Origin of the sequence: Cryobacterium sp. M23, from assembly GCF_002929655.1 — a bacterium.
Lineage (GTDB): Bacteria > Actinomycetota > Actinomycetes > Actinomycetales > Microbacteriaceae > Cryobacterium > Cryobacterium sandaracinum.
This window is the reverse complement of the sequence record NZ_PJJV01000076.1, coordinates 59223-77939: the sequence shown is the minus strand read 5'-3', so window position 1 is coordinate 77939 and position 18717 is coordinate 59223. Positions and strand designations below refer to the sequence as shown.

Below are 18717 nucleotides of genomic sequence, written 5' to 3'. Positions count from 1 at the left end.
TGAGACCGGACCTTGACTAGTAGTCGAAAATATCCCTGATTCGCCAGCCGGCCTCGCCCTTGATCACAAGGACCGAGGCCGGCTGTCGTTCTGCATCCGGGGCCTGAAGCGACACGAGCGCGACATCCCCCATTCGCTCCACCAGAACCGCCGCCCACGACGACCAATCCTCGAATTCGGCGACCTCGCCGCCCTGTTGCATCATGCGCAGGGTGAAGCTGTCGGCCGCCAGAGCCGCCGATTGCGCCTGGTGCACGGCATCGAGGCAGACCACCGAAACCTCCGCAAGGCACCGGCTGCGGACCCGCAGCAGGGCAGGAAGCGCGACCACCGGGTCGTCGCCGGTCACCACGGCTTCCTCTCGGGGGGACCCGTCACCGCCTACTTCGTCGCCGTCAGCGGTGGTCGACTCGGCCGGCTTTGAGGAGCCCTCCGGCCGCGCTCCGTCGGTGTGCGCGGATCCACCCGCGGCCAGCGCCGTCACCGCCAGTCCCGTACTCAACAGGGCCACGAGGGCCACGAGGAGCAGCGGCCCACGGCGGAGGCGGAACCGCCGGCCCAGCAGCGACTTCAGCCCACCGGTCGGGTGACCTTCCCACAGCCGGCGAACCGCCGTGCGAGCACGCGAGACCCGGCTGCCGAGCATCCGTTTGGCTCGGGGATCCTCTGCGGCAAGGCGGACCTTCTCCGTGGGAGCACGTCCGACGAAATCGTCAATCAGAGGTCTCCGGAGCCAGTCGACGGCCGGTTGCGGCCCGCTGACGGCCTCGGGGCTCCGACCCAGCCTCACCGGCACGGCCTCGGCCCAGGCGAACAGGAGATGCTCGACCTCGCCCCAGGTGCAGGCCGCCGAGCCAGCGGCCGGCACCGCGCACCACCGTTCCAGGTCGCGGAGGACCGTCGGGACCGGCACGACGGGATCGACGTGGTCGAGCACCGTCCGGATGACCTGCGCGAGCCGGCCGTGCACCAGGGCGAGCGCCTCGGACCGCCCGCGACCGGCCTCGGGCAGCGCCCGGAGCTCTCCCAGCCCGGTCAGGACCGGGCGCCCGCTGGAGTCGAAGAGAATGCTCGCGAGGCTGACGGCCGGATGGATCAGGCCGATGGCCTGCAGCTCCGCCAATGCGGCCGCGATCGGGGCCAGGATCGTGACCGCCTCCCCGGGAAGCAAGTGACTGCGGCCCTCCAGAAAGCCGCTCAGCGACCCGCCCGTGAGCTGTTCCAGTACGAGGCAGGTGCGGCCATCGGCCAGGGTGCCGACATCGACGAGCGTGGTCAGCCGTCCGACCGTCAGGGTGGTCAGGGCTTGGACCTCCCGTTCGATCGAGAGGTCCTCCGTTCCCGGATGGAAGACCTTGAGCACGACGGACGTCGTGGAGCCACCCTGCTCCCACCCCCGCGCCTCGTCCCCGGTCGAGGTCGACGGGGACGGCGCCACGCCCACATACAGGTCGGACCGGTCGGTTGACGCCAAGCGCCGCAGAACGCGGTAGCCTGCGACCAATGCGGGGCCGCCGCCGGGTACCGAGCCGGTCGAGTGGGGCAGGGACGCGGGCCCCGGATTGCGGACGCGTCGACCGCGAGTTCTCATACCGGACATGCTGGCCTCGCCGCTCCCCTCCCGGCCGACCCGGACTCGGTTCGGGGACAACCGGGCCGCCAACTTCGTGGGGAGGAACGCCGGGGTTTAGGATGAGTGCATGCTCGACTTTGTCGTCGCGGGGCTAAGCGCCAACTCCGTGCCGTATGTTGAGGGCCTTGAGCTCCAACGCGCAGTCCACCGTTCCGTCGTCTCCGGGGAGCGGCCGGACACCGTCATCTTTCTCGAACATCCGAGTGTGTATACCGCCGGGAAGCGCACAGCTCCCGAGGAGCGTCCCCGAAACGGAACCCCCGTCATCGACGCGGACCGCGGTGGGAAGATCACCTGGCACGGCCCCGGGCAGCTGGTCGGGTATCCGGTCATTCGCCTCCGGGAGCCCGTCGACGTCGTCGGCTACGTGCGCCTCCTCGAGGGGATCCTCATCGACGCCCTCCTGGGCTTCGACATCGTCGGCTGCCGAATCTCGGGCCGTTCAGGAGTCTGGGTCGGCCCGGAGGGCCGGGAAGACAAAATCGCCGCCATCGGAATCCGCGTCGCGGAAGGAGTGACCATGCACGGCTTCGCCCTCAACTGCAACAACTCGCTCGAACCCTACGACCACATCATCGCCTGCGGGATCAAGGACGCCGGCGTCACCACCATCTCGAGAATGGTCGGCCACGACGTGAACCCGGCCGACCTCATCGCCCCCATCACGGCCCAGTTCGAGACCGTCTGGGCGGTGTCCGCATGAGCGCGGCGCCCGAGGGACGCAAGATGCTCCGCCTTGAGATCCGCAATATGGAAACGCCGATCGAACGTAAGCCCGCCTGGATCAAGACGGTGGCGAAGATGGGACCGGAGTACCGCAAGCTCCAAAACCTGGTGAAGGGCGAAAACCTGCACACCGTGTGCCAGGAGGCCGGCTGCCCTAACATCTTCGAATGCTGGGAAGACCGCGAGGCGACCTTCCTGATCGGCGGGTCACAGTGCACGAGGCGGTGCGACTTCTGCCAGATCGATACCGGCAAACCTGCCGAGTACGACACGGATGAGCCGCGCCGCGTCGCGGAATCCGTCGTCAAGATGAATCTGCGCTACGCCACGGTGACGGGCGTCGCCCGCGACGACCTGCCCGACGAGGGCTCCTGGCTCTACGCGGAGACCATCCGGCAGATCCACCAGCAGAGTCCCGGAACCGGCGTTGAGATTCTGGTCCCGGACTTCTCCGGCAACCCGGACCACCTCGGCGAGGTCTTCTCCGCCCAGCCCGAGGTCTTCGGCCACAATGTGGAGACCGTCCCGAGAATCTTCAAGCGAATCCGGCCGGCATTCCGCTACGAACGGTCCCTGGACGTCCTCACCCAGGGCCGCGATGCGGGACTTATCACGAAATCGAATCTGATCCTGGGCATGGGTGAGGAGCGCGCGGAGGTCAGCCAGGCCCTCCAGGACCTGCACGACGCCGGGACCGACATCATCACGATCACCCAGTATCTGCGGCCGAGCGCGCGTCATCTGCCCGTGGCCCGCTGGGTGAAGCCGGAGGAGTTCGTCGAACTCAAGGAGGAAGCCGAGGCCATCGGTTTCCTTGGTGTGCTCTCCGGCCCGCTTGTGCGCTCGTCCTATCGGGCGGGCCGGCTCTGGGCCCAGTCCATGCTGGCGACCGGTCGCGAGGTTCCGCCGCAACTGCGCCACCTGGCGGACGCATCCCTCGGGTTCGCGCAGGCGGTCTCCTGATCAAAAATCGGTCACGAGACATTCGGGTGACTGGGTAGTCTTGGAACCATGGCACGCAGCAAGGACAAGACTCCCCGCCCCCCCAAGAAGCCCGGCCGCATGAAGCAAATGTGGCAGGTGTTCCAGATGACACGCCGCTACGACAAGAAGATCGTGTTGTTCATGGTTCTCGGCTTCGTGGTGCCCGTCGCGGTCGCGCTGGGACTTGCCCTTATTCTGTCCCCCGGGAGCATCCTCAACATCGTCTTGTGGACAATTTCGGGTGTGCTCACCGGAATCCTCGCCATGCTCATCATCCTGGGCCAGCGGGCCGAAAAAGCAGCATACACGCAGATCGAGGGCCAGCCCGGCGCCGTCGGCGCGGTGCTGCGCGGTTCACTGAAGCGCGGTTGGGTGGGAAGTGAGATGTCCGTCGCCGTCAACGGCAAGACCCAGGATGCCGTGTACCGGGCTGTCGGCCGCGGCGGCGTGGTGCTGATCAGTGAAGGGCCGCGCACCCGAACGGCCCGCATGCTCGAGGAAGAGCGCCGGATGGTGACCAGGCTCGGCGGCAGCATCGCCGTCACCATCATCAGCGTCGGCCCCGACGCCGATGCCGTGCCGCTGCACAAACTGGCCCGGCGCCTCACCCGGATCAAGCCCACCCTGACCAAGGTCGAGGTGCTCGCCGTGAACAACCGGTTGAATTCCATGACCAAGAAACTGCCGATCCCCAAGGGCGTCGACCCGATGAAGGCGCGTCCGCAGCGCGGAAACTAGGCACTTCCCCTCGCGGCTCAGGCTAGAAGCGGATGAGCACCGTTCCCGCGACCTTGTCGTGGAAACCGCGCTGGTCCGAGTCCCAGACTAGAGCGGGGACCGCCAGCCCGAGCAGCAGGGACCGCACGACGGGGCGCCACAACCCGACCCAACCCGGCTGGAGCGGGACGACCCGGAGCCCGACCAGACGGTGGCCGATGCTGCCGCCGATGGTCGGGATGAACACGATCTGGAGCCCCACGAAAATGGCGGTCACAGCGAAGCCGTTGACCACGCCGCTCATGCTGAAGAACAGTGCCGCCGCCCCGTAGGCCAGGGCCCAGTCCAGCGCGAGGGCGCCGATCCTGCGGCCGACGCGCCCCACGGATCGGGTTCCCTCGTTCGGCAGGCCGAGGCGCTCCCCCGGCCAACGGCTCGGTGGAAGTTGTCCAAAAGTGGTCGAATTCGAGGCTGCGGCAGACACGGGCTGAGTCTACCGAGCGGGCCCCGCTGTAACATGTGTGAAACATAAGCGTCACTGCCGGGTAATGGCATCCCAGTAGCCTCAAAGGAGCCGCAGCGCGCGACTTACACGTTCTATGCCCACGTCGTTTGGAGAAAAAACCGCATGTTCCGCGATTCGTCAGAAGTGCTCAAGTTCATCAAAGACACGGACGTCAAGTTCCTTGACATCCGTTTCACCGATTTGCCGGGTGTTCAGCAGCACTTCAACATCCCCGCGTCGACCGTCGATGAGGAGTTCTTCACGGTCGGACAGATGTTCGACGGTTCGTCGATCCGCGGTTTCGCGTCGATCCACGAATCCGACATGCAGCTGATCCCGGACGTGACCACGGCCTACATCGACGCGTTCCGCACCGAGCGCACCCTCATCATGCTTTTCGACATCTACAACCCGCGTAACGGCGAGATCTATTCGAAGGACCCGCGTCAGGTTGCCAAGAAGGCCGAGAAGTACCTGGCTTCGACCGGGATCGCGGACACCGCATTTTTCGCTCCGGAGGCCGAGTTCTACATCTTCGACGATGTTCGCTACGAAGTGAACCAGCACTCCAGCTTCTACTCCGTGGACTCCAGCGAGGGTGCCTGGAACTCGGGCAAGGAAGAGGTCGGCGGGAACCTCGCCAACAAGACGCCTTTTAAGGGCGGCTACTTCCCCGTCAGCCCGGTCGACCAGCACGCCGACCTGCGCGACGACATCTGCCTCAAGCTGATTGACGCCGGACTCATCCTGGAACGCAGCCACCACGAGGTCGGCACCGGCGGCCAGGGCGAGATCAACTACCGCTTCGACACCATGGTGCACGCAGCCGACGATCTGCTCAAGTTCAAGTACATCGTCAAGAACACCTCGGCCGAGTGGGGAAAGACCGCCACCTTCATGCCGAAGCCTCTGTTCGGCGACAACGGCTCCGGCATGCACACGCACCAGTCACTGTGGGCCGACGGCAAGCCCCTTTTCTACGACGAGTCCGGCTACGGCGGGCTGTCCGACGTCGCCCGCTGGTACATCGGTGGTCTGCTCAAGCACGCACCGGCCGTACTCGCCTTCACAAACCCGAGCGTCAACTCCTACCACCGTCTGGTGCCGGGGTTCGAAGCTCCCGTCAACCTCGTCTACTCGGCGGGCAACCGTTCGGCGTCCATCCGGATCCCGATCACGGGCACCAACCCGAAGGCGAAGCGCATCGAGTTCCGCGCTCCCGATGCCTCGGGCAACCCGTACCTCGCCTTCGCCGCCCAGCTGATGGCCGGCCTGGACGGTATCAAGAACCGGATCGAACCGCACGAGCCGGTCGACAAGGACCTCTACGAGCTGCCGCCCGAAGAGGCCAAGAACATCCCGCAGGTTCCCGCGTCGCTCGGTGAGGCCCTCGTAGCCCTCGAGAACGACCACGACTTCCTGCTTGCCGGCAACGTCTTCACGCCCGAACTGATCGAAACCTGGATCGACTACAAGCGTGAGATGGAAATCAAGCCGCTCGCGCAGCGTCCGCACCCGTTCGAGTTCGAGCTCTACTACGGCGTCTAGACCGTAGCCCCGGCAACCGGCTGGGTATAGGCAGGAGGACCTCATCCCCTCGGGGATGCGGTCCTTCTCTGTACCGGACCTACCCGCCGAAGGGGCCGGCGCGCTCCACCGGCCCGTAGAACAGGCGCTCGAACACCGCGCGGGCGCGGCGGGTCACCGAGAGGTATTCCTCCTCGAGCTGGTTGGCAGAGCCCGGCGGGTATTCCATCACCCGGGCGACGCCCTCGAGCTGCACGCGGTCGGTCGGGAGGACATCCGCGGTCTTGTTGGTCCAGAGGGTGATCGCGGACCGGCAGCGGGACGCGAAGAGCCACGCGGTGGTGAGAGTTTCGGCATCCGTCTCGTTGACCAGGCCCGCGGCGACGGCCGCGCGGAGGGCACCGAGCGTCGACGAGTTGCGCAGCTCGGCGATGTCGGCCGCATGCTGCAGCTGAAGCAGCTGCACGAACCACTCCACGTCGCTCAACGACCCTCGGCCGAGCTTGAGGTGCCGGTTGGGATCGGCGCCCTGCGGCAGCCGTTCGTTTTCGACTCTGGCCTTGATCCGCTTGACCTCACGGATCGCCTGTTCGCTGATCGATGACGGATACCGCACCTCGTCGGCGACGGCCTCGAAGTCGGCCAGGAGCCGGGCGTCGCCGGCGACTCCTCTCCCCCGCAACAGCGCCTGTGCCTCCCAGGTGAGCGACCAACGCCGGTAGTAGGCCTCGTAGGACTCGAGGGACCTGGCAACGGAACCGTTCTTCCCCTCAGGGCGCAGCCCGATGTCCAGGTCCAGAGGCAGGCGGTTGTCATCGGTGAGCCGCGACAACTCCTTGACGATGAACTTCGCCCGGTCGTGGGCTGCCTCGCCGGTGAGGGTGCCTGGGCGAAAGACGTACATCACGTCGGCATCCGAGCCGAACCCCAGTTCCGAGCCGCCGAACCGGCCCATGCCGATCACGGCGAATTCGATCCCGTCGGCGTCCTGACCGTCTTCGGCACCGTCGAGCGTCGTGCCACGGATGGCGGCGAGCACCCCCTCGATGATGATGGCGGTGACGTCGGTGAGCCCCGTCGCCAGCTCGTCGATGCTGACCTGGCCCAAAATCGCCGAGAACGCCAGCCGCAGCATTTCGCGGCGCCGGGCCGTGCGCAGGATCGAGGCGGCCGCATCCGGACTCTCGTGCCGTGCCAGCACGGCGCGGGCCTCCGCACGGAGGGTGGCCGCGCTGCGGGGCCGCAGGTCGTCCTCGTCTTCCAGCCAGGCCACGGATTCGGGAATCGTCTCCAGGAGCTCGCCGACGAAACGGGATGAGGACAGCACCCGGGTGAGTCGCTCGGCGGCCCCGGATGAGTCGCGGAGCATGCGCAGGAACCAGTAGGTCGTACCGAGACTGTCGCTCAGGCGCCGGAACGCGAGCAGCCCGTAGTCGGGGTCGGCTCCCTCGGAGAACCATTGCAGCAGCACAGGCAGTAGATTGCGCTGAATCGTCGCCCGTCGGGACACCCCGCCGGTGAGGGCCGCGATGTGACCGAGGGCGCCCTTGGTGTTGCGGAATCCGATGGCGGCCAGCCGGGCCTCGGCCTGGGCGCTGGTGAGGCCCAGCCCGTCCGCGGGAAGCGCGGCCACCGCCGACAGGAGAGGGCGGTAGAACAGGCGCTCATGCAGGCCACGCACTCGGTGCTTGGTGTTCAGCCACCGGACGCTCAGCTGGGCGGCGTTCGGGGCGAGCCCGGTCGCCCGGGCGAGGACGCGCAGGCTCGACTCGTCGCGCGGGACAAGGTGGGTGCGCCGGAGCTTCTCCAGCTGCAGGCGGTGCTCCATCAGCCTCAGGATGCGGTACTCCTGAGCGAACTCGGCCGCTTCAGCGCGCCCGACGTATCCGCTCTCGGCCAGCGCGGTCAGCGCTGGCAGGGTGCCGGCCTGCCGAACCGCCGGATCCGCCTGACCGTGCACGAGCTGCAGAAGCTGCACGGTGAACTCGATGTCGCGGAGGCCGCCGGGGCCGAGCTTCAGCTGCACGGCGACTTCGTCCTCCGGAATGTTCTTGGTGACGCGCTTGCGCATCCGCTGCACGGACTCGACGAAATTCTCCCGGCTGGCACTGGTCCACACCTTCGGGGACACCGCCGCCACATACCGGCCCCCGAGCTCGAGGTCGCCCGCCAGCGGTCTGGCCTTCAGCAGCGCCTGGAACTCCCAGCTCTTCGCCCAACGGTCGTAGTAGGCCAGGTGAGACTCAAGGGATCGCACCAGGGCGCCGGACTTGCCCTCGGGACGGAGGTTCGGGTCCACTTCCCAGAGCTCGGGTTCGACGGCGGGCTGATTCAGGCCCCGCATCAGCAGGATCGCGAGCCGGGTGGCGATATCGACCGCGCGCGGCGCTTCCAGGCCGGCGGCCGGGTCACCCTCGGCGACGAAGATCACGTCGACATCGCTGACGTAGTTCAGTTCGCCGGCGCCGGCCTTGCCCATGCCGATCACCGCGAGCCGGGTGGCGCGCACCTCTTCCTCCGGGAATACGCCTCGCCCCGCGACCAGGCCGGTGGACATGCTCCGCGCGACGGCCAAGGAGGCCTCCAGCGCGGCGGCCGCCAGGTCGGCGAGCGTGCGGGCGACGGCGTCCAGGCCCGCGACCGGGTCGGCCTGCTCGAGGTCGTAGGCGGCCAGCTGCGCCAGGCGGCGCCGGTAGCGCACCCGCAGGGCGACCCAGCCCTCATCGTCGACGAGGCTGGCGAACCCGTCCCGCGTACCGACCGCATCCAGCAGGTCCTCGATCAGTTCCGGCAGGTCGGGAAGGGCCGTGAGCGGCTGGGCGAGAACCGTCAATTCCTCCGGATGACGCAGGAAGAACTCGGTCAGTCCGCTCGACGCGCCGACGACCCGCAGCAGCCGCTGGGTCGGCTCCGGGTGCAGCAACAACGCCCGCACCTCGTGCGGCGCCTGGCGCAGCAGCGACACGAGGGCCGCGAGGGCGGCATCCGGGTTGGCCGTCTTGCCGAGCAGCGGCAGCAGGGCGTCCGATTCGGGTCCGCCCAGGTCACCGACCTCGTCCAGCCGAAAACGCACCTCTCGCAGCTCGACGAAGCCTACCCGGGCGAGCTCGGTCAGAGTCAGCTGTTCCCGTGCCATCGGGTCTCGTCTCCCGACCGTTATAGCATCTCGAGGTTCTTGTCGAGCTCGAAGGGAGTGACCTGCGAGCGGTACTCCTTCCACTCCTGGCGCTTGTTGAGCAGCACATAGTTGAACACGTGCTCGCCCAGCGTCTCGGCGACCAACTCGGACTCCTCCATGTACTGGATCGCGTGGTCCAGGCTCGCTGGAAGCTGCCGGTAGCCCAGAGCGCGCCGCTCGGTGTCGCTCAGGCCCCACACATTGTCCTCGGCCTCGGGGGGAAGCTCGTAGCCCTCTTCGATTCCCTTGAGCCCGGCGGCCAGCATGAGGGAGTACGCGAGGTACGGATTCGCTGCCGAGTCGATAGCCCGGTACTCGACGCGGGCGCTCTGCCCCTTATTGGGCTTGTAGAGTGGCACCCGGATCAGGGCGGACCGGTTGTTGTGACCCCAGCACACAAAGCTGGGGGCTTCGTCCCCGCCCCACAGGCGCTTGTAGGAGTTCACGAACTGGTTTGTGACGGCGGTGATCTCCGGGGCATGCTTGAGCAGCCCGGCGATGAACTGGCGACCGGTCTTGGAGAGCTGGTATTGCGCGCCCGCCTCGAAGAACGCGTTGGTGTCGCCCTCGAACAGGGACAGGTGCGTGTGCATTCCTGACCCGGGGTGCTCCGACATCGGCTTCGGCATGAACGTCGCGTAGACGCCCTGCTCGATGGCCACCTCCTTGATGACCGTGCGGAAGGTCATGATGTTATCCGCCGTGGTCAGCGCATCCGCATAGCGCAGGTCGATCTCGTTCTGACCGGGACCTGCCTCGTGGTGGCTGAATTCCACCGAAATGCCAAGGTCTTCGAGCATCCGCACCGACCGGCGGCGGAAGTCGTGGGCTGTGCCGCCGGGAACGTTGTCGAAGTAGCCGGCGTGGTCCACCGGCACGGGGCCGTTCTTGCCATACTTGGACGACTTGAGCAGGTAAAACTCAATTTCGGGGTGGGTATAGAACGTGAAACCGCGGTCGGCTGCCTTGGCCAGCGTGCGCTTAAGCACATTTCGCGGATCGGCGACGGCCGGCTGACCGTCCGGCGTCATGATGTCGCAGAACATGCGGGCGGTCGGGTCGATCTCACCGCGCCAGGGCAGGATCTGGAACGTGGTCGGGTCCGGGTGCGCGAGCACATCCGCCTCGAACGACCGGGTGAGACCCTCGATCGCCGAACCGTCGAAACCGAGACCCTCGGCGAATGCGCCCTCAACCTCTGCGGGTGCGATGGCCACCGATTTGAGGGTGCCGACGACATCCGTGAACCAGAGTCGGATGAACTTGATTCCCCGCTCCTCGATGGTCCGAAGAACGAAGTCGCGCTGCTTGTCCATTCACGCCCTTTCTTGTCGCTCCCTAGGCTACTGTCTGGCGTCGGCTCTCGGGCGAAACCGGCCGCCGATCGGCCTGAACGCGCCTTGACTACACTTGAGGCATGCCAGAGTCGACCGTTCCGGATGAACCCCAGCCCGTCAGCGAGCTGAATCCCTTCGTTTCTGTGCAGTCCGGACCCAAACGGGTGCGCACGCGCCATTTTCACAACGCCAAGCAGCAGGGCATCCCGATAACGGGGCTCACCAGCTACGACATGCTCACGGCCCAGATCTTCGACCAGGCCGGCATCGACTTCCTGCTCGTGGGCGATTCGGCCGGCAACAACGTGTTCGGCTACGAGACCACCCTTCCGGTGACGGTCGACGAACTCATCCCGCTCACCCGGGCCGTCGCGCGCGCCGTGACCCGCGCACTCGTCGTCGCGGACATGCCCTTCGGTTCGTACGAGACCGGCCAGAGCGAGGCCCTGCACACCGCCGTGCGTTTCATGAAGGAAGCGCAGGCCCACGCGGTCAAGCTTGAGGGCGGGGTTCGCAGCCACAAGCAGATCAAGCGCATCGTGTCATCGGGGATCCCCGTGATGGGGCATGTCGGCTTCACCCCTCAGAGCGAGCACGGGCTGGGCGGACATATGATCCAGGGCCGCGGCGAGGCCGCGGATCAGCTGATCGAAGACGCCCTCGCGGTGCAGGACGCCGGCGCCTTCGCGGTCGTGCTCGAGATGGTCCCGGCGACGGTCGCGGCACTGGTCACCGCACGGCTCGACATCCCCACGATCGGGGTGGGTGCTGGGCCCGACGTAGACGGCCAGCTGTTGGTATGGACGGATTTCGCCGGCATGACCGAGGGGCGGGTGCCCCGATTCGTTCGGCAGTACGCCAACCTGCGCGGCGTGCTGACGGATGCTGTGCACCGGTTCAAGGACGACGTCGACTCCGGCGCGTACCCCGGGCCGGAACATAGCTACGAGTAAAACTCGCCGCTCGCGGGACTAGCGGTCGTTCTCGGCCTCTTCCGCGGCCCATTTGGCGCTGTTCGCGCGCAGCTTCTCCAGCGCGTGGACGGCCTCCTCCCGGGTGGCGAACGGCCCGACGCGGTCCGTGGCGGGGGACTGCATCCCCTGTTCGACCGCGCCCGTGCGCATGTTGTACCAGAACTGATGATCGGTGCCTTCGGACATAAGCTTGATCCTATGCCTAAGGATTCTGTTGGTCACCTCCTCCCGGGCGCGGTTTCTCCGCTCCGCTCCGTTCCCCGCCACATCGTGCGCCCGGAGTACGTCGGCAAGGGGATGCCCTCGGCCTTCACAGGATCGGATCTGTACTCCTCCGAGCGCATCGAGCTGATCCGGGAATCAGGCCGGATTGCGGCCGGGGCCATCGAAGCGGTCGCACAGGCCATCCGCCCCGGCGTGACGACAGAGGAACTCGACCGGATCGGCCACGAGTTCATGATCGAGCGTGACGCCTACCCGTCGACGCTCGGCTATCGGGGGTTTCCCAAATCACTGTGTAGTTCCGTGAACGAGGTCATCTGCCACGGCATCCCGGACGACACCGTTCTTGAGAACGGCGACATCGTCAACATAGACATCACCGCCTACAAAAACGGTGTGCACGGCGACACGAACGCCACCTTCATCGTCGGCGAGGCACGGGACGAGGTCAGGCTCCTCGTCGAACGCACCCGGGAGGCTCTCGCCCGCGGTATCAGGGCCGTCGCTCCCGGACGCCAGGTGAACGTGATCGGCCGCACCATCGAGTCCTACGCCAAGAGGTTCGGCTATGGGGTCGTTCGGGACTTCACCGGACACGGCGTCGGCGAGGCCTTCCACTCCGGCCTGATCATCCCGCACTACGACTCCGCTCCCGTCTACGACACCGTGATGGAGGTCGGCATGGTCTTCACGATCGAACCGATGCTCACCCTGGGCGGGACCGACTGGGACATGTGGGCGGATGACTGGACCGTGACGACCCGGGACAAGAGCATCACCGCCCAGTTCGAGCACACCCTCGTGGTGACCGACCGCGGCGCCGAGATCCTCACCCTCTCCTGACAACCGGTAGGTTTTGACTATGAGTTCAACCATGGCCATCGGCATTGACATTGGCGGCACCGGGATCAAGGGAGCGGTGGTCGATCTGTCCACCGGCAAGCTCCTGTCCGATCGCGTGAAGCTTCCCACGCCTAAAGGCGGCCGACCAGCCGACATCATCGAAACGACCAGGACCCTCCTGACAATCGTTTCCGCCGAGGAGGGTGCCGGCGCGCTGCCGGTGGGCATCTGCTTCCCCGCCGTCGTCAAGAACGGCCACACCATGTCGGCCGCCAACGTCTCGGACAAGTGGATCGGCCTCTCCGCCGAGAATCTCTTCCAGAAGGGTCTTGGCCAGCCCATTCACTTCGTGAACGACGCGGATGCCGCCGGCTACGCGGAGGCGCAGTTCGGCGCGGCGAAGGGGGTGAAGGGAGTGGTCATCATGACGACCCTCGGCACCGGAATCGGAACCGCACTGCTCAACGACGGTTTGCTGGTGCAGAACACCGAACTCGGCCATCTGCAGATCGAGGGCGTCGACTACGAAACCAAGGCCGCGTACTCCGCCAAGGAGCGGGAGAACCTGAGCTGGGAAAAATGGGCCGGTCGGCTGCAGAAGTACTACTCGACCTTGGAAGCACTGTTCTCGCCGGACCTCTTCATCGTCGGCGGCGGCGTGTCCAAGCACCACCAGGACTTCCTGCCCCTTCTGCGACTGAAGACAGCCATCATCCCGGCCGTGCATCGCAACAACGCGGGGATCCTCGGGGCCGCCGCACTCGCCGTCAAGCATCAGGACTGACCTGTCCGGGGCGGCAGAGCACCCCGGCGCAGAACCTGGAGGCCGGAAGGTGGAATGGGCCGGCTATTACGCCGGGTTCTGTCCCGATGCCGTAGCACCCTGGACGGCCATCTATCTCGGGACTACGTTGCCGCAGCCCTCTAGCGGTCTACCCGGAAACTCGGCGAGCCGCCTTGGCGTTTCCTGTCTGACCTTGCTCCGGACGAGGTTTACCTAGCCGACCAGGTCACCCTGGCCTCTGGTGGTCTCTTACACCACCGTTTCACCCTTACCACCGGCCGAAACCGGAGGCGGTCTACTTTCTGTGGCACTGTCTCGCGGGTTACCCCGGGTGGGCGTTACCCACCATCCTGCTCTGCGGAGCCCGGACGTTCCTCGGCATCCGCTGACCCGAAGGTAGCGGATGACGCGACCGTCTTGCCGACCCATTCCACAGTCTAGAGTACAGGCCGCCGGCGGGGCCCGGCTCCACCTAGATCCCGGACTCCTGCGTGCGAACCAGGATCGCCCCGCAGTCCGGGCAGAACAGGACCTCGTCGGCCGGCGAGGAACGCACGGCATCGAGGTCGCTGCCGGTGAGCGTCATCGTGCAGCCGCTGCAGGTGCGCGCCCGCAACAGGGCGGCGGCGTTGCCCCGCCCCGTCACGAAGCGCTTCTCGTACAGCGTGGCGAGGTCCTCGGCGACGCTGCCGGCGACGGCTGCCCGGTCCCGGCGGAGTTGGCCAAGCTGCCGGTTCAGATCGGCGAGGCTTTCGTTGCGCGCCTGCTCGGCGTCGTGGATCCGGAGCGCGATCGCGTCCCGCTCCGCCTCCACCGCGGAGACGGTCGCATCGCTCTCCTCGAGCCGTTCCATCACCGCGATCTCGATCTCCTCGAGCGCCAGGAGGCGCTTGCGCAGCGCCGCAAGCTCCGTCTCCAAAGCCTGCACGTCTTTCACCGAGGAAGTGTGCTGAACCCGGTCGGTGTCCCGCGCGATGCGCTTCTCGACCACTTCGACGTCGGATTCGATCCGCGCCAGCTCGGTGCGCACGTCATCACGTTCGCCGGCGCGGGTGCCGAAGGCCATCCGGGTGGTGTCGAACAACGTGGTGAGTTCCCGGATCTCGGCGTGCTGGGGCAGGGCCTTCGTCTGATGCTCGACCTGCTGCAGCCGGATGTCGAGGGCCTGAAGCCGGAGAAGCTCTTTCTGTTCTACTGGGGATGCCTTCACGATGTCCTGACCTTTGCGAATAGAAATATGAACGAGCGTTGGGGGTGGATCCGAACTTCATCGGCAGGCTACTGCACGATCGCGAAGTCCCAGGGATCCGTGCGCAGGGAACTGCTGGTGATGCGCACACCGGGCAGAAGAGCCCGCAGCTGTTCGGCGGCCGGCTCGATCCAGAGCCATTCACTGGCCCAGTGCGACACGTCGATCAGGGCAGGGGTGCCCCCCGACAGCCCGGACTGCTCACGGGCCTCCGACGCCGGGTGGTGACGGAGATCGGAGGTGATATACACATCGGACGCCTGCACGGCGGGATGAGGGAGAAGGGAATCGCCTGCACCACCGCAGAGCGAGACGGTTTCGACGACACTGCCGTACTCCCCCGAGACCCGGACGCCGGTGGCGGTCGCCGGCAGGAGCTGGGCGAGGCGGTGGGCAAGTTGGCCCAGGGTGGTCGGGTGCGCGAGCCGGCCGACCCGGCCGATTCCCGTTCCCGCCGCGGCGCCCGCCGTGATGGGGGTTGCGTCAACGAGGCCGAGTCGGGTGGCGAGGATGTCCGAGACGCCGTCCACGACGACATCCGCGTTGGTGTGGGCCGCAAGAAGAGCGCAATTCGCTCGGATCAGACGACCGATCAGGGCGCCCTTGTAACGGTCTTCGGCGACCGACGTGACGCCGCGCAGCAGGAGCGGATGGTGCACCAGCAGCAGGTCTGCGTCATGTCCGACCGCCTCGTCCACGGTCGCGGAGACGGCGTCCACGGCCAGGTGGATCGATTCGACCGGCTGGCCGGGGTTGCCGCAGACCAGACCCGGGGCGTCCCAGACTTCGGCACCGGACAACGGCCACAGTTCATGGATGATCCGACTTACATCGGCGAGTGAGACGGGCACCTCGTCAGCCTACCGGTGACGGGGCGGTGCGCCCTCCTGACGACGATTGACCGGAATTCCGAGGAACTGCAAGCGCGGCCACCGCCACCAGAACCAGCCCGAGCCCGGCCCAGCCGGACGGTGGCAACCGCTCGCCGACGATCAGGACCGCCAGCAGCGTAGCCACGAGAGGTTGGACCAGGGTAAGGCTGGTCGCCGTGCTGCCGCGGACCGTGCGCGGGCCGCGGCCTAAGAGCAGATAGGCGACGAACATGGGCCCGATCGCGCGAGCAGCCCGAGCAGCCCGAGCAGAACGCCCAGAGGAGCGGACCCGGCGGCCTGGTCCGACTGCCGGCCGGTGATCAGCAGAATCGTGCCGAGCAGAGCCACCAGTGTGCACAGTGTCCAGAGCCGTGTGACTGCCCGGCGCTCCGCCAGGAACTCGATCCCCGCGGCAAAGACGGGCGCAGACCCCAGCGACACGACCGTGCCGACCGCCACCCCGACCAGGTTCATCGCACTGTAGAAAGCGAGCGGGTAGACGACGATGCCGGCGACCCCGGCCAGCACCCAGCGGCGCACGGAGCAGTTTCGGAGGGTTGCCCGGGCGCTTCGGGCGGAAAGCGTGAAGAGCAGCGCGCCGCCCACGGCCATCGTGGCCGCCCTTGGTCGCCAGCGGGCTGACGCTGCCGGGCAGGAAGTGCGCGGCCGTGCCCGTCGTGCCCCAGAGCAGCGCGGCCAGAAAGATGGGGGCCACGCCGAGCCGGCTCGCGACGGTTCGCGGCGGCGTCACCATCCGAGAGTGCCGGGAGCCCCCTTGAACGGTCCGACGACCCGGGAGGTGATCCAGCCGCCGTAGAAGTCGCCCGGCTGAGGCAGCACCGCTTCCCCGTTCACGGTAACGAGGTCCATCCGTCCGGGGTACAGCGCGACGCGGTTCGCCAGATCCTCGAAGCCCCGCGTCGGCGACGGGTAGTACCACCCGGCCGCCTCCTCCACACGCCCCGGGGTGACCACGCTCAGGTACGACGCCTCGCCCTTGTACTCGCAGTACGATCGGCCGGTCACCGGTTCGAGGCTCCCCGCCCGGAACGCGGAGCGCGGCAGGTAGTAGACCGGCGGATGGCTGGTCTCGAGCACCCGTACGGCATCGTCGGTGTCGACCAGGACCAGGCCACCGAGGGTGACGACGACCCGGTCGGCACTCGTCTCCACGCGAGGCGGTCGCGGGTAATCCCAGACCGATTCCTGGCCGGGTCCGGGCACAACCCGGTTAGTGCGAAACGGCTTCATCCGGCCAGCGTACCGGGAGCGGCCGGGTGAATTCGAACATTGGACGAACCCTCCTGGCGCTGCAACTCCACCCCGAAGACGGCGGCCTGGGTGCGGCGCTCCATGCCGAGTTTGCTGAGCACCCCCGACACATAGTTCTTCACCGTCTTCTCCGCCAGGTCGAGGTGCTCGCCGATCTGGCGGTTGGTGAGGCCCCGGGAGATCAGATCGAGGACTTGCCGTTCCCGCGTCGTCAGCGCTCGGGCGGCAGGGTCGCCTCGGTCCAGCCCCAACGAGGTTGCCACCCGGCCGGCCAGCAGCGGGGTGAGCAGCGACTCCCCCCCTGCCACACGCCGGATTCCCTGCACCAGGCGATCACCGCGGATGTCCTTCAAGACATAGCCGGACGCCCCAGCCAGGACGGCGGCGCGGCTGGCCATGTCGTCGTCGAACGCCGTGAGCATCAGGCACCGGATGCCGGGATCCCTCCCCCGGATGTCCCGGCAGGCGTCGATGCCGCTTCCGTCGGGCAGCCGCACGTCAAGGACCACGACGTCCGGCCGGGTGGCGGCGACCCTGGCCACGGCCTGCCGCCTCGTTGCCGCCTCCCCCACCACTTCCAGGTCAGCTTCGGCGTTGATCAGGGCAGCCAGGCCGATACGGACGACGTCGTGGTCGTCGACCACGAACACGCGCGTCATCGGGAAGTCCCTGCGGAAGCGTCGCTCACGCGCGCCGTCCAACGCAGCTCGGCACCGCGCGGCGCCCGGTCGCGCAGCGACACCATCCCCTGCCAGCGTTCGGCTCTGACCGCCAGATTAGCGACGCCGCTGCGCCGACTTGCGCCGGTAAGACCGACGCCGGTGTCGCCGATCTCGACCGTGAGGATGTGCGCCGCGACCGAGACGCGCACTTCAGCCTCCCGGGTTCCGGAGTGCCGGACCACGTTGGTCAGCCCCTCGCGCACGACCGCCACGACATCATCAGCCAGCGAGGTGGAAACGAGCAGATCGATCGCCCCGGAGAACACCACCCGCGGCGGGTGCGCAAAGAGAGGTCCGACCTCGTCGAGCAGGTCGACGATGCTGCGGCGAAGCCCGTGCCGGTCGGGGTCCGCCTGCGTCGACAACCCGAAGATCGCGGTGCGGAGGTCGGCGATGACCGCGTCGAGGGCTCCCACCTGGTCGGCCAGCCGCCGCCCGAACACCGGGTCGGCGGTCATCCCGCCGAGGGCGCGCACGGCGAGCCCGACAGCGAAGACCCGCTGAATGACCCGGTCGTGCAGCTCACGTGCGATCCGGTCGCGATCGGTGCGCACCGCCAGACGCGCCCGGTCCGTGCTGCTCTGCTCGAGGTGGCGGCCCGCATATGCCAGTCGGGCGAAATCGACGGCCGTATCGAGGTCCACGGCAGTGAACGGGGGCGCCCCGCTGGGCCGGGAGGCCGTGAGCACCACTGCGGGCGGGCCGGTTTCCCCGGCTTTCCCCAGCGGGACCACCAGGGTCGACCCGAGTATCAGGAGCGACTCGGGGCCCGCAGCCTCGCGCTCTTCCCGGCCGACGAGGACCGGCCGGCCGGTGGCCATCGCCCGGCCGCACAGGCTACCCGCCACGGGGAAGGCCAGGCCGTCCAACGGTCGAGTGGCACTGCCATGAGCCGCGTGGACGACAAAACCGTCCCCCACGCCCGAATCAACACCAGGCGGCCCGATGACGCAGACTAGGTCCGCATCCGCAGCCGACGCGAAGATGTCTGCCAGCAACATCAGCGGGTCACCCGTTCGCTCACCCCGCAAACCCTCGATGAAATCGGCGGATGCGGCCACCCACCGCGACCGGCGCGGGAGGGGCAGGTGCGCCGGCAGGTCGATCACTGTCTCCGGGCAAGCCTCGGGACGTTCGTTCAGGGTGACTGGGATAGTTTCGTGGGGCATGAC

General features: G+C 67.3%; 19 protein-coding genes and 1 other RNA gene. 7 read left to right on the top strand and 13 right to left on the bottom strand.

Annotation, left to right across the window (positions count from 1 at the left end):
- Positions 1-16: 16 nt before the first annotated feature.
- A complete protein-coding gene (locus CXY82_RS11915) occupies positions 17-1591 on the bottom strand; it encodes a protein kinase (protein ID WP_158252182.1) in 1575 nt (524 codons plus the stop codon).
- A 109-nt stretch (positions 1592-1700) separates the two neighbouring features.
- On the opposite strand from CXY82_RS11915, the gene lipB reads away from it, so the two are divergent.
- From lipB to CXY82_RS11900, 3 genes are read left to right on the top strand one after another with little or no spacing between them, the layout of a single operon-like run.
- On the top strand, positions 1701-2336 hold the full coding sequence (gene lipB / locus CXY82_RS11910) for a lipoyl(octanoyl) transferase LipB (RefSeq protein WP_104171107.1): 636 nt from the start codon (positions 1701-1703) through the stop codon (positions 2334-2336).
- Positions 2333-3322 carry a lipoyl synthase gene (lipA, locus tag CXY82_RS11905; RefSeq protein ID WP_104101966.1) on the top strand — a complete coding sequence of 330 codons (990 nt, stop codon included), beginning with the start codon at positions 2333-2335 and terminating at the stop codon, positions 3320-3322. The genes lipB and lipA overlap by 4 nt, the downstream gene beginning before the upstream one ends.
- A 48-nt stretch (positions 3323-3370) precedes the next feature.
- Positions 3371-4081 (top strand): DUF4191 domain-containing protein, encoded by a 711-nt coding sequence (locus CXY82_RS11900; RefSeq protein ID WP_104171106.1) that lies wholly within the window; start codon positions 3371-3373, stop codon positions 4079-4081.
- Between the two features lie 22 nt (positions 4082-4103).
- Here CXY82_RS11900 and CXY82_RS11895 read toward each other — a convergent pair whose 3' ends face one another.
- On the bottom strand, positions 4104-4544 hold the full coding sequence (locus CXY82_RS11895; RefSeq protein ID WP_104171105.1) for an RDD family protein: 441 nt from the start codon (positions 4542-4544) through the stop codon (positions 4104-4106).
- Positions 4545-4688: 144 nt separating this feature from the next.
- On the opposite strand from CXY82_RS11895, the gene glnA reads away from it, so the two are divergent.
- Positions 4689-6113, top strand: coding sequence for a type I glutamate--ammonia ligase (glnA, locus tag CXY82_RS11890; protein ID WP_104101957.1), 1425 nt, complete (start codon positions 4689-4691; stop codon positions 6111-6113).
- Between the two features lie 79 nt (positions 6114-6192).
- Here glnA and CXY82_RS11885 read toward each other — a convergent pair whose 3' ends face one another.
- The gene (locus tag CXY82_RS11885) at positions 6193-9228 is read right to left on the bottom strand and encodes a bifunctional [glutamine synthetase] adenylyltransferase/[glutamine synthetase]-adenylyl-L-tyrosine phosphorylase (RefSeq protein ID WP_104171104.1); all 3036 of its coding nucleotides are present in this window, start codon (positions 9226-9228) and stop codon (positions 6193-6195) included.
- A 20-nt stretch (positions 9229-9248) separates the two neighbouring features.
- Complete coding sequence (locus CXY82_RS11880; RefSeq protein WP_104101951.1) at positions 9249-10586, bottom strand: glutamine synthetase family protein; 1338 nt, start codon at positions 10584-10586, stop codon at positions 9249-9251.
- A gap of 101 nt (positions 10587-10687) precedes the next feature.
- On the opposite strand from CXY82_RS11880, the gene panB reads away from it, so the two are divergent.
- Positions 10688-11560, top strand: coding sequence for a 3-methyl-2-oxobutanoate hydroxymethyltransferase (gene panB / locus CXY82_RS11875; protein ID WP_104171103.1), 873 nt, complete (start codon positions 10688-10690; stop codon positions 11558-11560).
- An 18-nt stretch (positions 11561-11578) separates the two neighbouring features.
- Here panB and CXY82_RS11870 read toward each other — a convergent pair whose 3' ends face one another.
- Complete coding sequence (locus CXY82_RS11870; RefSeq protein ID WP_104171102.1) at positions 11579-11767, bottom strand: SPOR domain-containing protein; 189 nt, start codon at positions 11765-11767, stop codon at positions 11579-11581.
- Positions 11768-11779: 12 nt separating this feature from the next.
- Between CXY82_RS11870 and map the strand changes: the two genes are divergently transcribed.
- Positions 11780-12646: a type I methionyl aminopeptidase gene (map, locus tag CXY82_RS11865; protein ID WP_104171101.1), complete on the top strand. Its 867-nt coding sequence runs from the start codon at positions 11780-11782 to the stop codon at positions 12644-12646.
- Between the two features lie 19 nt (positions 12647-12665).
- Positions 12666-13430 (top strand): polyphosphate--glucose phosphotransferase, encoded by a 765-nt coding sequence (ppgK, locus tag CXY82_RS11860; protein ID WP_104171100.1) that lies wholly within the window; start codon positions 12666-12668, stop codon positions 13428-13430.
- A 51-nt stretch (positions 13431-13481) separates the two neighbouring features.
- Here ppgK and rnpB read toward each other — a convergent pair.
- The 8 genes from rnpB to CXY82_RS11825 all read right to left on the bottom strand — a co-directional run bounded on the left by rnpB (position 13482) and on the right by CXY82_RS11825 (position 18714).
- Positions 13482-13858: RNase P RNA component class A (gene rnpB / locus CXY82_RS11855), an RNA gene on the bottom strand.
- Between the two features lie 44 nt (positions 13859-13902).
- Positions 13903-14640, bottom strand: coding sequence for a zinc ribbon domain-containing protein (locus CXY82_RS11850; protein WP_104171099.1), 738 nt, complete (start codon positions 14638-14640; stop codon positions 13903-13905).
- A gap of 68 nt (positions 14641-14708) precedes the next feature.
- Complete coding sequence (locus CXY82_RS11845; RefSeq protein ID WP_104171098.1) at positions 14709-15530, bottom strand: Nif3-like dinuclear metal center hexameric protein; 822 nt, start codon at positions 15528-15530, stop codon at positions 14709-14711.
- Positions 15531-15534: 4 nt separating this feature from the next.
- Positions 15535-15783, bottom strand: coding sequence for an EamA family transporter (locus CXY82_RS18010; RefSeq protein WP_233199312.1), 249 nt, complete (start codon positions 15781-15783; stop codon positions 15535-15537).
- Positions 15759-16163, bottom strand: a complete 405-nt coding sequence (locus CXY82_RS18005) for a hypothetical protein (protein WP_233199311.1) — start codon at positions 16161-16163, stop codon at positions 15759-15761. Before CXY82_RS18005 ends, CXY82_RS18010 begins: the two co-directional genes overlap by 25 nt.
- A gap of 135 nt (positions 16164-16298) precedes the next feature.
- A complete protein-coding gene (locus tag CXY82_RS11835) occupies positions 16299-16802 on the bottom strand; it encodes a DUF427 domain-containing protein (protein ID WP_104101929.1) in 504 nt (167 codons plus the stop codon).
- A complete protein-coding gene (locus tag CXY82_RS11830; protein ID WP_104101926.1) occupies positions 16799-17482 on the bottom strand; it encodes a response regulator transcription factor in 684 nt (227 codons plus the stop codon). The genes CXY82_RS11835 and CXY82_RS11830 overlap by 4 nt, the downstream gene beginning before the upstream one ends.
- Complete coding sequence (locus CXY82_RS11825; RefSeq protein ID WP_104171097.1) at positions 17479-18714, bottom strand: sensor histidine kinase; 1236 nt, start codon at positions 18712-18714, stop codon at positions 17479-17481. Before CXY82_RS11825 ends, CXY82_RS11830 begins: the two co-directional genes overlap by 4 nt.
- Between the last annotated feature and the right edge of the window lie 3 nt (positions 18715-18717).